Below are 14,520 nucleotides of genomic sequence, written 5' to 3'. Positions count from 1 at the left end.
GATGTGTGTTTACCAAATCTGAAATAATCAGCTTTATGTAATAAAAAGATTAACTACTAAAATGACTTAACGCAATAGCATAGATGTGTAAAAAGTAACTTAATATCTTGCAGTTAACCTAAATTAGGTAAGTGAATAAAATAAATGAAGCGTAGGGTGTGACATCCGTTTAGTTTAGAGTCGATGATTACCAACAAAAACCTAGAAAGTCACCATAATGAACAGGGATAGTTTGACCTAAGCTTAAGCCCGTGTAGAGGATCTCCTCGTCAAGTTCAGAAATTCCAAGTAAGCCCTAAATTGGCAGAAAATTGGTTCATCCAATCTGTTTTAAACTTAATAATGCAGTTGTCGGATTCAGAAGCGGATAAGTTACACACACCACTGGTATCATTATCAACCACAGTTCCTAGCCAGCGTAGTTGGGAATTTAGAGCTAAATTTTTGTGGAAGCGGTATTCAAACCCTCCAAAAATACTTGCTGAGAATCCCAACTCATCGTCTACCCAGTCTGCATCTATATACGAAGCGCCCAATCCAATACCAAGGTAAAATGAGACTTTTTCTTCTGTCGGGTAGTAGATGCTACTTTGGAATTGCAAATAATGAATTTTTGAATCTAAGTTTATGGAGTCGACGCTTGTGTCTTGGTTAGAATAGAAAACCCCAACTCGTCCATCTTCTAAATCAATTTCTCCAGTGATTGCATAACTTTCTGAGCCCTCTAAATCATAAATCATCTCATTTTGAGCGACGACTTTTCCACCTCCTGTGTATCCTACCCAAGGAGTCAGATAAATATCAGCTAAAACAGGCATTGAAATATAAGTTATTATTATGACGAGAGAATATCTAATCTTGTTACTCATTTTAGTAGTCCCTTGGAACAAGACGTTTTGGTAATTGTGATACTAACATCATAAATACGCACAAAAAAAAAGGAATATTTGAAGATAGCTCACAAGGGTGTTATTACTTTGTTACATAACAAGGAGGTGTTTATGGAGCTTGAGCTAAAGTATGCGATACTTATCACAGTAATCGTGTTTACTATACTAATTGGTTTTGGTTTGGTCGCTATTACTTCCGTTTAGGCCTGACTTATGAGCAATAGCGGCATTGTTACAGGTGCGACTATTGAATTAGACCTTGATCGCCTTGCCAAGTACACAGGGGGTAAAAATGCGCTTGTGGCTCAAGGCGGCGGTCAACGTGGTATCTTTACTTCTGGCGTACTTGACGCTTTTCTCCTCTCTAATTTTGACCCGTTTGATGTTTTTTATGGTACCTCTGCCGGAGCGCTTAACCTATGTGGCTTTCTCTGTCGTCAGAGAGGCATAGGTCGTGCTTTCATCCTTGATCTCACTACTGATCCTCTGTTTTTCAATCTATTTCGTTATATCAGACGTAAGCAGCACCTTGGAATAGATTGGGCGGTGGATAAAATCAGCGACTATCCATACAAGTTGGACATAGATATGGGTAGAAAAGTATTACGTGACAGAAAAGCTTTTGCGGCGGTGACTGATACCAGCCGTTTATTCGATCATTATTTGCCCATGTTGCAAGAAGACTGGCGAAAGGTGATGATTGCCACTTGTGCGATTCCTAGACTGTATAACCAAGCGGTTGAGTTTGAACATGGGATATATGTTGATGGGGGGGTATCGGCATCCATTCCTGTTCAAGAAGCTTGGCGTAAAGAAGCTCGTTGTATCATTGTAATAAGAACAGAAGGAGAGGACTTAGAAACTGAAGTTGAAGAAGAAATGCGCGCTGAAGACACGCAATGGTATAGAGGTTCTTTCAATCTTATTCAAGAAAGATGGCAGCAGAAGTTGTCAAGTTGGAAGGAAGATTGGGCAAGTTTTTTCACTGAGCAGTTGCAGCGTTCGAAAGAAGAAAAGCTCAGGCATGTTCATCTTGAAGCACTTAATGGTGGTCGATGGCTGTTTGGCGCTGAAGATATTTATAGATTAAGTTATCTACTGGGAGAGAAGTTTGACTCTGGACTCGCAGATATGCTGATGGTTCATTACCAGACATATTCCCTAACCCAAGACTTTTTACACAATCCTCCTGATGATTGCTTCATCGTTCAGATAAAGCCAGCAAAGCCACTTTTATCGAACTCTTTGATGAGTGAAAGAGAGGCTTTACTGCATGACTATCAAATGGGACTTGACGCTGGATTCCGGTTTGTTGAAACGTACGCTTCTGTATCGACCAGAATAACTTCTCATTTTCACCATAACTAACTCTACAGCGTATAAGCGCATTAGGCGGATAGTATTCGCATACAATTAGTTGAACCGACCACGTCCATTACGTCTCCGAGAGTAATTATCACAAGGTCTCCATCATGGAGTAGGCCCTTATCTTTTAAGCGCTGAACGGCATCTTTGGCGGTAGACAATCCTGAATCACTTGTTGAATCAAAATAAACGGGTGTCACCCCTCGGTATAGGGCGGCTTGGTTCAGAGTACTCTCATTACGCGATAAGGCAAAGATAGGTAATCCTGAACTGAGTCTCGACATCATAAGTGCAGTCCAGCCTGATTCTGTGAGTGTAACGATTCCCTTAACGCCCTTTAAATGATTGGCTGCAAACATGGTCGTCATAGCAATGGTTTCTACACATGTTTCAAAGACGGTATCCATTCTGTATGTCGAGCGGTTGATGGCTGACATTTTCTCTGCACCTAGGCAGACTTCAGCCATTGAACGAACCGTTTCGAGAGGGTATTTTCCTGCTGCAGTCTCGCCAGATAGCATGACAGCGTCGGTTCCGTCTAACACTGCATTTGCGACATCCATGACTTCTGCTCGTGTTGGCATTGGGTTCTCAATCATAGATTCCATCATCTGCGTTGCAGTAATGACAGCTCGATTAAGGCTTCTTGCTCTGCGGATGAGTTGTTTTTGCACACCAATCAGCTCTGGGTCACCAATTTCAACTCCTAAGTCTCCACGGGCAACCATAACCGCGTCTGAGGCGAGAATAATATCATCGATGTTTTCTTCGCTTTCTACGGTCTCTGCACGTTCTACCTTGGCGACAAGCTTGGCTTCAAGGCCAGCATCAAGGGCAAGACGTCTGGCATACTTCATATCTTCGCCATTTCTCGGGAAGGAAATAGCCAAATAGTCTACTTTGATTCTGGCGGCAGTTTTAATATCATTTTTGTCTTTTTCTGTTAGTGCATCGGCTGATAAACCACCGCCTTTTTTGTTAATACCTTTATTGTTTGATAGTGGCCCACCGACAATGACTTCAGTGATCACTTGGTTTCTTGATACCTTAGTGACCTCTAGTTGTACACGACCATCATCGAGGAGCAAGATATCACCAGTGGTGACATCTTGGGGGAGCTCTTTGTAATCGAGCCCGACAGAGTTCTGATTTCCTTGACCTTGTGGTAAGTCACTATCGAGTACAAAAGTATCGCCGACTGAAAGATGGATTTTGTTGTCCTTGAACGTTGAAACACGTATTTTGGGCCCTTGAAGATCACCAAGTATTGCCACATGAGTTCCATATTTGGCAGCAATACTGCGTACTTGTGTTGCTCTTTCGACATGCTCCTCGGCCGAACCATGAGAAAAGTTTATTCTAACGACATTCGCACCCGCTTTTATAATTTCTTCCAGCATGCCCTCTTTGTCTGTTGAAGGACCTAGAGTAGTGACTATTTTCGTTCTTCTTTGAATACAGGTCATGACATCTTCCTTGATCACATTAGGAGTGAAACGGCTTTTTCGACGCAAGCCTTATTTGAGTATAAGCAAAATACTGAGTTGTGGGAGATATAGACAATTAACTGTGTACATATTTATTAATGCAAAAAAATATAGTGTCAAATGTCGGATTTGTTTAGCAATTTGATGAAACGCTCAAACAATCATCTTTATCCGTGATGGCTGTCACGGCAATTTAGTAAAGTCCTTCACAATTACTTCGCAAAGTAAAAAAATCGCGATGTTGTTGATATTTGGAGCACCCTATGTACATGGCTCAACCAGGTCATATTGACCACATTAAGCAGGTCAATGCTGGCCGTGTATATAAACTCATCGATCAAAAAGGTCCTATTTCCCGAATTGATTTGTCCAAAGAGAGTGAGCTGGCCCCTGCCAGCATTACTAAAATCACTCGTGAATTGATTGAAGCTCACTTGATTCACGAGACAACAGTTCAGGAAGCAACCAGTCGCGGGCGACCTGCGGTTGGTCTACAGGTCAATAATAAAGATTGGCAATTTCTCTCTATGCGTCTTGGGCGTGGTTATCTCACGATTGCGTTACATGAGCTGGGCGGTGAAGTGCTTATCGATACCAAGATTGATATTCATGAAATCGATCAAGAGGATGTTTTAGCTCGGTTGTTACATGAAATTGAAGAGTTTTTTCAGAGCTACTCGGATCAACTTGGTCGCGTAACCAGCATAGCTTTAACCTTACCTGGACTGGTCAATTCAGAGAAAGGTATTGTCATGCAAATGCCCCACTATAACGTTGAAAACCTTGCTCTAGGCCCCGAAATATTCAAAGCTACGGGGTTGCCAGTTTTTATTGCTAATGACACGCGAGCTTGGGCTTTGGCAGAAAGGTTATTTGGTCATTCACAAGATAATGAAAACTCGGTACTTATTTCAATTCACCATGGTCTCGGAGCGGGTATTATTCTTGATGGCCGTGTTCTTCTTGGACGTCATGGAAATATTGGTGAATTAGGCCATATCCAAATAGATCCCCATGGTAAACCTTGTCATTGTGGGAATAGAGGTTGTTTAGAAACAGTCGCGAGCTCTCAAGCTATTCGAGATGAGGTAACTGAGCGGCTTGCTAGAGGAGAGCAGTCAATACTATCGAGCATTGATGAAGTTTCTGTTGAAGACATTTGTGAAGCCGCTGCTAATGGTGATGCCTTAGCGGTCGAGGTAATAGAAAAACTTGGTCGTTATTTGGGAACTGCAATATCGATAGTGATTAATTTGTTTAATCCAGAGAAGGTCTTGATAGGCGGGGCAATCAATCAAGCGAAAAATATTTTGTATCCGGCGATTCAAAATTGTATAAAGGAGCAAAGTCTACCTGTCTATCAGCAAGGCCTACAAGTTGTAGAATCTCGTTTTTACAAGCAAGCAACAATGCCAGGCGCAGCTTTAATCAAACAAGCTCTTTATGATGGTTTATTATTAATGAAAGTTATTGAAGGTTAGCTTTTGTTATTATGGGTATTTATACCTTTTTTGTGAACATATAGCATTTTAGTTGCACGTGTTTATTTTGGTTTAGGCCAGCTTTAGTCTATTTTTGATATATTACATAGTAGTTGAGAAGTCGTATGTCTGGAGTTTTAAATAGCGTTGATCAGCGAACCAACTTGGTGGGTGAGAACCGGCTTGAGCTATTGCTATTTCGTCTAAACAGTCGGCAGATCTTTGCGATCAACGTATTTAAAGTTCGTGAGGTAATTCAAGTTCCCCCATTGACTAAGATGCCGGGTTGTCATCATCATATTACTGGCGTTGCGTCTCTGCGCGGGGTTCCAGTACCAGTGATTGACCTTCGCGGCGCCATTGGTTTTCCTCCTCTTCGTGAAGAAGATGTGGAATATAACCTTATTATCACAGAATACAATAGGTCCATTCAGGGGTTTTTAGTTGGTCAAGTGCGCAACATTATCAATACGACGTGGGCGGAAATTCAACCCCCGCCAAAGAGTGCTGGTCGAGCCAATTACTTAACGGCAATTACCCACATTAAAGATAATGAGGATCAGGCGATTGTTGAGATAATCGATGTCGAGAAAGTTTTGGCAGAAATCATTGAGTATGATGTTTCCATCTCTGAAGGTGTGCTTGATGAAGAGCTTGCGGCTCAAATGGTGGGTCGAAATGTTCTGATTGTGGATGACTCTTCTACAGCGCGCTCTCAGGTCAAAGGGTGTTTATCACAACTGGGGCTCAACATTTTAGAGTGTTGTGATGGACTTGAAGCATTGAAGCTTCTAAAACAATGGACCGAAGAAGGTAAAGACGTCCCGCGTGAGTTGCTGTTAATGATAACAGACGCGGAAATGCCAGAGATGGATGGTTATAAACTTACCTATGAGATCCGTAATGATCCCAAGCTCAAGGATCTTTACGTCACTTTGAATACTTCTCTCAGTGGTAGCTTTAACGATGCCATGGTTAAGAAAGTAGGTTGTGACCGTTTTATATCCAAATTCCAACCAGACTTGTTGGTTCAGGTTGCACAAGATAGGCTGCGAGATGTGCTGTCGAGCTAGTGATGTCATCACCTTTACTTAACCCACAAGCTTTTAATCTCGGCGCGTATTTCTGCATTTTGGCCTAACCTTTATTTTATGTTTGAAATTAGTGGAAATTACGTGAGTGTGTGGTCAAGCCGCTAAGTCTATCCGTGATATCAATTAGTTTGCCAGCAACCACATGGGTGACTTGACCTTCTTTCTCTAATATCCCTTTTACCATCATAATCTTGGCTGTTAAATAAGCTTTCTTTTGAGCTCGAGCTGTTGCCTGCCAAACGATAACATTTATATTGCCAGTATCGTCTTCTAGCGTTAGGAAAGTGACACCTGCAGCAGTTCCGGGAGCTTGCTTACCTGTCACAACACCGACGATAGTCACAAGGGAGCGATGGGGAAGTTGTATCAGATTGCAGGCGCGAGTAAATCGTCCGAGCTTGTTGGCTTTCTCTAGAAGTGTTATCGGATGCTTGTTAAGGGAGAGGTTGGTTGCAGCATAATCTTCCAGTAAGGTTTGTGTTTCAGACGGGTAAAGCAGCCCCTTTTCTTTAGGCTCTTGTAACTCTTTGAATAAAGGTAAATCTGATAACGAATCCATTATTTCCCAGCGAGTTTGAAAGCGGTTATTGGCAATCGATGACATAGCGTTAGCTGAGGCAAGTTGTTCTAACTCTTGCTTAGTTAAACCAATGCTTTTCAGTTGTGCTAGATTTTGGAATACTGTGGACCCGCGAGCTTTGAGAAGACGTTGACCAGTATGCTTACTAAAGCCTTTGATTTGACGAAAGCCGAGCCTGATTGCTAATCCGCCATTATGTTGCACCACTTGGTGGTCATGGAGAGAATGATTTATACAAATGGGTAGGATGGTGATCTTGTGACGCTTTGCATCTTGGACCAATTGGGATGCACTGTAAAACCCCATCGGAAGGCTATTGAGGAGCGAGGTATAAAAAACCTCTGGATGGTAATACTTTAGCCATGCAGAGCAGTAGGCTAGCACGGCGAATGAGGCAGAGTGACTTTCTGGAAAACCGTATTCACCAAAGCCAAGTATCTGCTCAAATATGCGCTCAGCGAATACTGTCTCATAACCACGATTTTGCATTCCTTGGATCAGTTTTTTCCGAAACTTGAGTAACTTGCCATTTTTTTTCCAAGAGGCCATAGCTCGGCGTAACTGATCTGCTTCACCACCAGTAAAGCCAGCGGCTACCATAGCTAATTTGATCACCTGTTCTTGAAAAATAGGTACGCCCATTGTGCGTGATAACACTTCTTTCACTTCTTTTGAAGGATAAGTGACAGACTCCAGACCGTTTCGCCGTTTGAGGAAAGGGTGGACCATATCCCCTTGGATTGGACCAGGCCGGACTATGGCTATCTGGATAACTAAATCGTAATAAGTCTTTGGTTTGAGTCTAGGTAGCATACTCATTTGTGCTCTAGATTCAATTTGGAAGACGCCTATGGTGTCTGCTTGTTGAATCATTTCATATACATTTCTATCGTCTTCTAGATTAGTAATATGTGCGATAGTTAATGATTGATTATGTAGGCGTTTAACCAGTTTAAAGCATTTTTGAATCGCGCTGAGCATACCCAATGCAAGCACATCTACTTTCATCAACTTAAGGCTCTCAAGGTCATCTTTGTCCCATTGAATGACGGTTCTATTAGCCATGGCTGCATTTTCAATAGGGACTAATTCATAAAGAGGACCTGCTGCAATAACAAAACCGCCGACATGCTGTGAAAGGTGACGAGGAAACCCAAGAATACTATTAACTAAGGAAATAAATTGCTCACCTTTGAGCGAATTTGGCTCCAAACCAAGTTCAACAATTTGCGCTTGCCAATCAAGATCGCGATCGCGACGGTTAACATTTTTGATGAAATAGTCGAGTTGAGCCTCTTCAATCCCAAGCGCCTTACCAACATCTCTGACTGCGCTTTTAAATCGATAAGTGATCACGGTAGCGGCAAGTGCTGCTCGCTCTCGGCCATATTTTTGATAAATGTATTGAATGACTTCTTCACGGCGTTCATGCTCAAAGTCGACATCAATATCGGGCGGCTCATCACGCTCTTCACTGATGAATCGCTCAAAAAGAACGGAAATCTGCCTTGGGTCTACAGCAGTAATTTCGAGGCAATAACAGACAACAGAATTAGCAGCAGAACCTCTTCCTTGGTAGAGAATATTTTCTTTCTGGGCAAACTGAACAATGTCATGGATGGTTAGAAAGTAATATGGATAGTTAAGCTTTTCAATGAGATTGAGCTCTTTATCTATAGTATTTTCAATCTCATCAGGTATACCATTAGGAAAACGTCGCTGCTTTCCTTTTGCAACCAAATTTTTCAGGTGGCACATTGCACTTATACCATCAGGCACAAGTTCACTTGGATATTCATATTGCAATTCCGATAAACTAAAATGGCATTGTTTGGCAATATGTATGCTCTCGTTCAGCCATTGTGCTTTGAATAGTCGAGAAAGCTTGTCTTTACTACGCAGACTTCGCTCAGAGTTACTTAAAAGGTGTCGGCTGATATTTTCAACGCTGCTTTTGTGCTGAATTGAGGTTAAGACGTGCTGCAAAGGTAGCCGACTTGGAGTATGCATTAATACCCCGCCAACAGCGGTAATAGGTAACTTGAGATTTTGAGCAAGTTGCTCACAGTGAGTAAGGTACTGCTTATCATCTGAGCCTAGATGGCGCTGCACGCCTAACCACAGCCTAGGTTGATGGTGCTGAGTCAACCACTGTCCCCACTTTGGATTGTCTTGTGTGTGGTTAGGTAGCCAGACAATGAGGCAGTGGCGTATTGACATCAAGTCCCATTCGGCGAGTTGGTAATGTCCTTTTTGACAGCGTTTTCTCGCATTGGTGATAACCCGACATAACTCAGCATAGGCTTTGCGATTTGGACAAAGCAAGATGATCTGACATTCTTGATGTAGCCAAAACATGCTACCAATGATGAGCTGAATATTGAGCTTATGTGTTTTGATTGCATTGTAAGCTTTTACAACGCCAGCAACAGAGCATTCATCGGTAATAGCAAGCGAATGGTAACGCAGAAAGTCTGCTTGTAGAATCAGCTCTTCTGCATGAGAAGCGCCAGTGAGAAATGAAAAGTTAGTTTGGCAAAACAGTTCAGCATATTTCATGTCTTAATCTCTTGCTTAGCTAAATATACCATGGAGAAACCATTGCATTTTCTGATTTCGAAATACCCATAACCAACGACCGTTTTTACTGCGCGCAATGAAGTAATCTCGGGTGACATCTTCACCATCCCACCATCCAGTAGCTATACGTTCAGGACCATGCAAAATGGTGACTTTGTCGACTAAGAGTTCTGGGGTTTTGAGTACGAATGAGGGTCTTAGTCCAGTTGTTCGAGAGTCATTTGAAACCGTCTTCTCTGGACAACAAAGTACGGTAGATTTTTCTGGTCTCGGATCATCAGTTGGCGCGATCTTACATACTCGCGTTTTACCTAACTTGGCTTGTAGTGTTGTGATAAGTTCGAGAGGTGTTTGTTGGCCTTTATAGCCTGAGAAAATATCTTGGCTGATAGATTTAAGTTCACCGCTACGAATGACTTTAAGTGTTAGAGCATAGACAGAACCATTAAGTTGCAGAGATTCCATAGTCAGCTGACTGAGCTTTTCCCACCTATCAGCTAGGTAGTCACCACATGCTGATGTTAAAGTAACGACCTCTGATGTGGTGTCACGCTGGTGCAGTTGTAATTCAAGTTCATACGCGACTTGGCTACGTAATGTAAGGAAGTGCTCAAGCTTGACAAGCAGTTTTCTCAGGGGCTTTTCTAGCCACTGCCTATTATCGATATCAAAGAGTAGCTCTAGGCAGTGATGGAACTCTTCTGGTGGATGGTAAAAATCCACTGGGTGTTTGAATTGACCCGTCAGCTTGCCAATGTAATTCACTAGTTCAATATCGAATCTTCTAGCAATTTCAGGCATTGGAAGCTTAAGTAAATCCTCCAGTGTAATCACACCAACACGAGACAGCTTTTCAACCTGCTTTTTACTCAGTTCTGTTGCAGAAATAGGACAAGCTCTCAGGTTAATGTTGATGTCATCTTGGTCTTCTGTGAGAAAGTTTGAACCTAATTTGGTTAGTAAAATAGCTGAAAATGGAGAAAAACCCGTGGCATAACAAAATTCAATGTTGAGGGATTGTAAGTGGTGAGAAACAATATGCCAGTAAGACTCAAGCCCACCGTATAGAGTAAGCATATCTGTTAGTTTAAGTAAAAGTCCTTTAGGTGGAAATAAGACGAGATCAGAGGTGACAAGATAAAGCCATTGGGCGATCTCTAAAAGAGCTTGCTGTTCGACGCTTTCATCATAAGGATGCACTAAAAGTGATGGGCAAAGTGTGCTTGCGCTGCCAAGGCCCATACCATTCTGAATGCCTTGCTGTTGAGCCGTATTATTCGACTGTACGATTTGAAAGCACTTCGTATCAAGAACCACTAGAGGTTGAAGATCCTTGTCTGAATACAGAGTATCCAGTTGTAATTTTGGAAAATGCAGGTAAAGCCACAATTGCTTCATCAGCCTTGCTTACGCCTCTGAAAAGGTAACACGACATTTTGACGTTCTTTTTCAGCAAGATCGGGCCAGTAAGTTCTCATGTCGATTAAAAAACTTGAATGTGACCAGCTTCCTTTACGTTTAGTGATGGTTATTTCTAACCCATGAGCGTGTGGTACAAGTGTCATGCTCAAACTAACAGGTAGAGAGAAAAGAGTGCTGGATTGTTTAAACAAAAATGACAGGCTAGTACCTGTTTCACTGGCAACCTGAAGGCGGCGAACATGATGTACTTCTAGTTGATTTTGCCATAGAAGTACATTGCTACAAGCTCCGCTTTTAAGGCATTGCTCAGCGGCCCATAACGCTTCTTTGTAAGTTTTTGGGTAGAGCAATAGGGTATAGTTTAGATCAATGCCTTGGGCAATTAAGTGTTGTGCTGAGAGATTGCCTGGAGGCTGAATGAATACGGATAGCCTCCCTTTATGGTTATTTCTTAGATGAGGACATAATAATCGAAGCTCTCCTATACCAGAGCTTGAGTGTAACTCTACGACGCCATGATGCGGGAAGCCGCCCTCTAGCCTTTCGTCTAAAAGCTCATAACCGGTTGGATAGGCTCCTTTAGATTGCAGTTCAGAGCTTCCCTGCCAAAGCCATTGTTTTTTCTTAAGATGTTCGATTAATTCATACATAACAAAATACCTGTATATACATGCAGTATATGTTTTTATTATTAATCGGCAAGAGACAGGGTAGGTAAACGGGTAAAAAAACGCCTTGTTTGTTAACAAGGCGTTGAATAAAAGAAGGATTTATTTTTTGGGTTGAGCATCAATACATTGGCCTGTGATGTCCTGACTTTGATTCGACATCAAATAGAGATACAAAGGCATAATATCTAGCGGTGTTTTGAGCAAATCGGTATCTTCAGCAGGGTAAGCTTTTGCACGCATTCCTGTTCTTGTGCCGCCAGGGTTAATCGCATTTACTCGGATATGAGAATCGCTGAGCTCATCGGCTAGGACTTGCATCATACCTTCGGTTGCGAACTTTGACATGGCATACGTTCCCCAAAAAGCGCGTCCGCTATGACCCACAGTGGAAGAAGTAAAAATAAGGCTCGCGTGATTGGATTTATGCAGAAGTGGTAATATAGCTTGAGTCATTAAAAATTGCGCTTTGACATTCACCTGCATTACATCATCGTATGTTTCTTCACCGATCTGATCGAACGGGCTCAATACACCTAACAGGCTGGCATTATGTAAAACGCCATCTAAGCGACCGAATTGGCTGCCAATAGTGTCGGCCATATCGAGATAGTTTTGTTTAGATGCTCCTTTCATATCCAGAGGAATGATGGCTGGTTGGGGAAGGCCTTGTGCTTCAATCTCATCGTAAGTCTGTTCAAGTTTTTTGACTGTGCGGCCTAGCAATATGACAGTGGCACCATGTTGAGCATAGGATAAAGCCGCTTGCTTTCCGATGCCGTCACCAGCGCCTGTTACAAGTATGACTTTTCCTTGTAACGCATCTGAGGGAATAGAATAATTCACGTCATATGTCCTTAATTGTTACGTTCTGCTTTATGAATCAGTAGGATGATGGTTACAATACACTAATTCGCATCTTAGGGGATATTACATTGGAATTTTTGTTGGACTATGGGCTGTTTTTGGCCAAGATTGTAACCGTGGTCGTTGCCGTAATTGCACTGTTAGTGGTTGCTAAAACCGTAGGCGGAAAAAACGGTGCGGCAAAAGGTGAGTTAGAAATCACCAATCTGACTGAGCAGAATAAAGAGACGGTCGAGCAGCTTGAACATCACTTGCATGACTCTGCGTTTCTTAAAGCGCGTGATAAAGCGGAAAAGAAGCAGGAAAAAGAAAAGCTCAAAGCCAGAGAAAAGGAAGTAAAACAAGCGTCAAAAGAAGGGGATCTAGATAGTAAAAGAGAGCCTCACTTATTCGTGCTTGATTTTAAAGGAAGCATTGATGCTAAAGAAGTGTCTTCACTGCGAGAAGAAGTCACAGCGATTCTTTCTGTTGCAAGAGAGGGAGATGAGGTCCTACTGCGTTTAGAATCTGGCGGCGGTATGGTTCATGGCTACGGATTAGCTTCTTCTCAGTTGGATCGTATTAAAGCCGCTCAGTTGCCATTAACTATTGCTGTTGATAAAGTTGCTGCCAGTGGTGGTTACATGATGGCTTGTATCGCAGATAAGTTGGTTTCTGCTCCTTTCGCAATCGTGGGCTCAATTGGAGTGATCGCGCAGCTACCAAATTTCAATAAGCTTTTGAAAAAGCATGATATTGATTATGAACAACTGACCGCTGGAGAGTATAAGCGCACTCTGACCATGTTTGGTGAAAATACAGATAAAGCTCGCGATAAATTTAAGCAAGAGTTGGAAGACACTCATGATTTGTTTAAAGACTTTATCCGTGAACGTCGACCGTCTTTAGAGTTGGAGAAAGTTGCAACTGGAGAGCACTGGTTCGGTATTCGAGCGCATGAGCTAGGTCTTGTTGATGAAGTTAGCACCTCTGATGATTTGGTAGTAGCGGCTTGTAAAGATAAGACCGTATTATCTATTCGTTATGTTGAGAAGAAAAAGCTTACATCAAAGCTAGCGGGCTTGGCGGGAGAAGCCGCTGATAATGTTTTGTTGAAGCTTATCGATCGAGGCCAACGTCCGATAGTGTAATGCCTAGTCGCAATTAAAAGTAAGCCCTCGTTTTGAGGGCTTATGTATGTGACTCACAATGAAAGTAAATGAGCTATCAGCTCATTTGTGCTAGTAGAGCAGCCAGTCTAGCTTTGACTATACCTTTATCTTTATCATCGAGCTCAACTACAGTACTCGTGAGTTGATCAACTAAGTTTTCGGCTTTATCACGCGGTGATTCCTTACTCGTCAATCCACCTTGAAGAAGAGAGAGGTATGTCTTAGGTTCATTGAGTCTAGCATTACTAATATCACTCAACTTAACTTGCAGATCATTGCTTTTTTGAGGGTATTTTTTCGTTAATAATTTGTTGTTAGCCTTTACCAATGAATTTAACGTGCTTTCATCTGAAGACATATAATGTGAGCGGACGGTATTTCCCAGTACTGCATTGTCTATTGGTAGCTGATTCTGGAACTTTGAAAATTCCTGTTTCAGATCCAACTTAACGCCATCTTTTAATTTACTTTCTACTTGTTGATTAAACTGTGTTACTTGTTCTTTATGGCTCGCATAAAATGGAGCTACAAGTATATTCAGAACTGCCTTATCAGTGATGTTTTGACGGAAATCATTATCTGAGTTGAACTTTTCCTGAAACTGTTGGATATCACTTGGGTCTTTTAAATCTGTCTTTGTTGCCAGTGTACTCATGTATTGAACAGCGTCTAAAGTGAAACCAAATGTATCAGCTAACTCACGACAGGCTGTTTCGAAACTGGTCATATTGGACTCTGTTGTCTTAGCTGCTTGGTTCGAACTCTCACTAGCCCTTGATTCGGATGCTTTTGCTGCCTTAGCCGCAATTTTTGCAGCTAATTGTTCTTGCAAGCTCCCCCCAGATTTCTCCCCTGCTGTCGAGGTTGTACTGCTTTGTGTTATCTGCGGTGATACTGCTGCTGTCATTGGAGGTGGCGGTGGTGGTGGTGGTGGT

The 14,520-nt window shown here is 42.1% G+C and carries 13 protein-coding genes; 6 read left to right on the top strand and 7 right to left on the bottom strand.

The window, feature by feature from the left end; translation table 11 throughout:
• Nucleotides 1-275: 275 nt before the first annotated feature.
• Nucleotides 276-869: a porin family protein gene (locus AAFM34_RS03090; RefSeq protein WP_341659889.1), complete on the bottom strand. Its 594-nt coding sequence runs from the start codon at nucleotides 867-869 to the stop codon at nucleotides 276-278.
• 132 nt (nucleotides 870-1,001) lie between these two features.
• On the opposite strand from AAFM34_RS03090, the gene AAFM34_RS03085 reads away from it, so the two are divergent.
• A complete protein-coding gene (locus tag AAFM34_RS03085; RefSeq protein ID WP_341659887.1) occupies nucleotides 1,002-1,094 on the top strand; it encodes a YnhF family membrane protein in 93 nt (30 codons plus the stop codon).
• A 9-nt stretch (nucleotides 1,095-1,103) separates the two neighbouring features.
• Nucleotides 1,104-2,258, top strand: a complete 1,155-nt coding sequence (locus AAFM34_RS03080; RefSeq protein WP_341659885.1) for a patatin-like phospholipase family protein — start codon at nucleotides 1,104-1,106, stop codon at nucleotides 2,256-2,258.
• Nucleotides 2,259-2,278: 20 nt separating this feature from the next.
• On the opposite strand, the gene pyk is transcribed toward AAFM34_RS03080, so the two are convergent.
• On the bottom strand, nucleotides 2,279-3,721 hold the full coding sequence (pyk, locus tag AAFM34_RS03075; RefSeq protein WP_341659883.1) for a pyruvate kinase: 1,443 nt from the start codon (nucleotides 3,719-3,721) through the stop codon (nucleotides 2,279-2,281).
• Nucleotides 3,722-4,005: 284 nt separating this feature from the next.
• On the opposite strand from pyk, the gene AAFM34_RS03070 reads away from it, so the two are divergent.
• Complete coding sequence (locus AAFM34_RS03070; RefSeq protein WP_341659881.1) at nucleotides 4,006-5,223, top strand: ROK family protein; 1,218 nt, start codon at nucleotides 4,006-4,008, stop codon at nucleotides 5,221-5,223.
• Between the two features lie 125 nt (nucleotides 5,224-5,348).
• Entirely contained in the window at nucleotides 5,349-6,296 is a 948-nt protein-coding gene (locus tag AAFM34_RS03065; RefSeq protein ID WP_341659879.1) for a chemotaxis protein CheV, read from the top strand.
• Between the two features lie 88 nt (nucleotides 6,297-6,384).
• Here AAFM34_RS03065 and AAFM34_RS03060 read toward each other — a convergent pair whose 3' ends face one another.
• The 4 genes from AAFM34_RS03060 to AAFM34_RS03045 form a co-directional block, all read right to left on the bottom strand.
• Nucleotides 6,385-9,456: an error-prone DNA polymerase gene (locus AAFM34_RS03060; RefSeq protein ID WP_341659877.1), complete on the bottom strand. Its 3,072-nt coding sequence runs from the start codon at nucleotides 9,454-9,456 to the stop codon at nucleotides 6,385-6,387.
• 15 nt (nucleotides 9,457-9,471) lie between these two features.
• Nucleotides 9,472-10,875, bottom strand: a complete 1,404-nt coding sequence (locus tag AAFM34_RS03055) for a DNA polymerase Y family protein (protein WP_341659875.1) — start codon at nucleotides 10,873-10,875, stop codon at nucleotides 9,472-9,474.
• Nucleotides 10,875-11,549 carry a translesion DNA synthesis-associated protein ImuA gene (imuA, locus tag AAFM34_RS03050; RefSeq protein WP_341659872.1) on the bottom strand — a complete coding sequence of 225 codons (675 nt, stop codon included), beginning with the start codon at nucleotides 11,547-11,549 and terminating at the stop codon, nucleotides 10,875-10,877. Before imuA ends, AAFM34_RS03055 begins: the two co-directional genes overlap by 1 nt.
• A gap of 120 nt (nucleotides 11,550-11,669) precedes the next feature.
• Nucleotides 11,670-12,413: a YciK family oxidoreductase gene (locus AAFM34_RS03045; protein ID WP_341659870.1), complete on the bottom strand. Its 744-nt coding sequence runs from the start codon at nucleotides 12,411-12,413 to the stop codon at nucleotides 11,670-11,672.
• 89 nt (nucleotides 12,414-12,502) lie between these two features.
• Between AAFM34_RS03045 and sohB the strand changes: the two genes are divergently transcribed.
• Nucleotides 12,503-13,564, top strand: a complete 1,062-nt coding sequence (gene sohB / locus AAFM34_RS03040) for a protease SohB (RefSeq protein WP_341659868.1) — start codon at nucleotides 12,503-12,505, stop codon at nucleotides 13,562-13,564.
• 76 nt (nucleotides 13,565-13,640) lie between these two features.
• Here sohB and AAFM34_RS03035 read toward each other — a convergent pair whose 3' ends face one another.
• The gene (locus AAFM34_RS03035) at nucleotides 13,641-14,312 is read right to left on the bottom strand and encodes a hypothetical protein (RefSeq protein WP_341659866.1); all 672 of its coding nucleotides are present in this window, start codon (nucleotides 14,310-14,312) and stop codon (nucleotides 13,641-13,643) included.
• Between the two features lies 1 nt (nucleotide 14,313).
• Between AAFM34_RS03035 and AAFM34_RS03030 the strand changes: the two genes are divergently transcribed.
• A partial coding sequence (locus AAFM34_RS03030; protein WP_341659864.1) for a hypothetical protein occupies nucleotides 14,314-14,520 on the top strand: 207 nt, incomplete at its 3' end.

It is taken from the genome of Vibrio sp. (assembly GCF_038138445.1).
Taxonomy (GTDB): Bacteria; Pseudomonadota; Gammaproteobacteria; order Enterobacterales; family Vibrionaceae; genus Vibrio.
This window is presented reverse-complemented; position numbering and strand designations above follow the sequence as displayed.

Bases quoted from the DNA above. Each gene is read 5' to 3' on its own strand.
- AAFM34_RS03035 (WP_341659866.1), bottom strand. From the start codon at position 14,312: ATGACCAGTTTCGAAACAGCCTGTCGTGAGTTAGCTGATACATTTGGT.
- AAFM34_RS03055 (WP_341659875.1), bottom strand. From the start codon at position 10,875: ATGAAGCAATTGTGGCTTTACCTGCATTTTCCAAAATTACAACTGGAT.
- AAFM34_RS03060 (WP_341659877.1), bottom strand. From the start codon at position 9,456: ATGAAATATGCTGAACTGTTTTGCCAAACTAACTTTTCATTTCTCACT.
- AAFM34_RS03080 (WP_341659885.1), top strand. From the start codon at position 1,104: ATGAGCAATAGCGGCATTGTTACAGGTGCGACTATTGAATTAGACCTT.
- AAFM34_RS03065 (WP_341659879.1), top strand. From the start codon at position 5,349: ATGTCTGGAGTTTTAAATAGCGTTGATCAGCGAACCAACTTGGTGGGT.
- AAFM34_RS03085 (WP_341659887.1), top strand. From the start codon at position 1,002: ATGGAGCTTGAGCTAAAGTATGCGATACTTATCACAGTAATCGTGTTT.
- pyk (WP_341659883.1), bottom strand. From the start codon at position 3,721: ATGACCTGTATTCAAAGAAGAACGAAAATAGTCACTACTCTAGGTCCT.
- AAFM34_RS03070 (WP_341659881.1), top strand. From the start codon at position 4,006: ATGTACATGGCTCAACCAGGTCATATTGACCACATTAAGCAGGTCAAT.
- AAFM34_RS03090 (WP_341659889.1), bottom strand. From the start codon at position 869: ATGAGTAACAAGATTAGATATTCTCTCGTCATAATAATAACTTATATT.
- imuA (WP_341659872.1), bottom strand. From the start codon at position 11,549: ATGTATGAATTAATCGAACATCTTAAGAAAAAACAATGGCTTTGGCAG.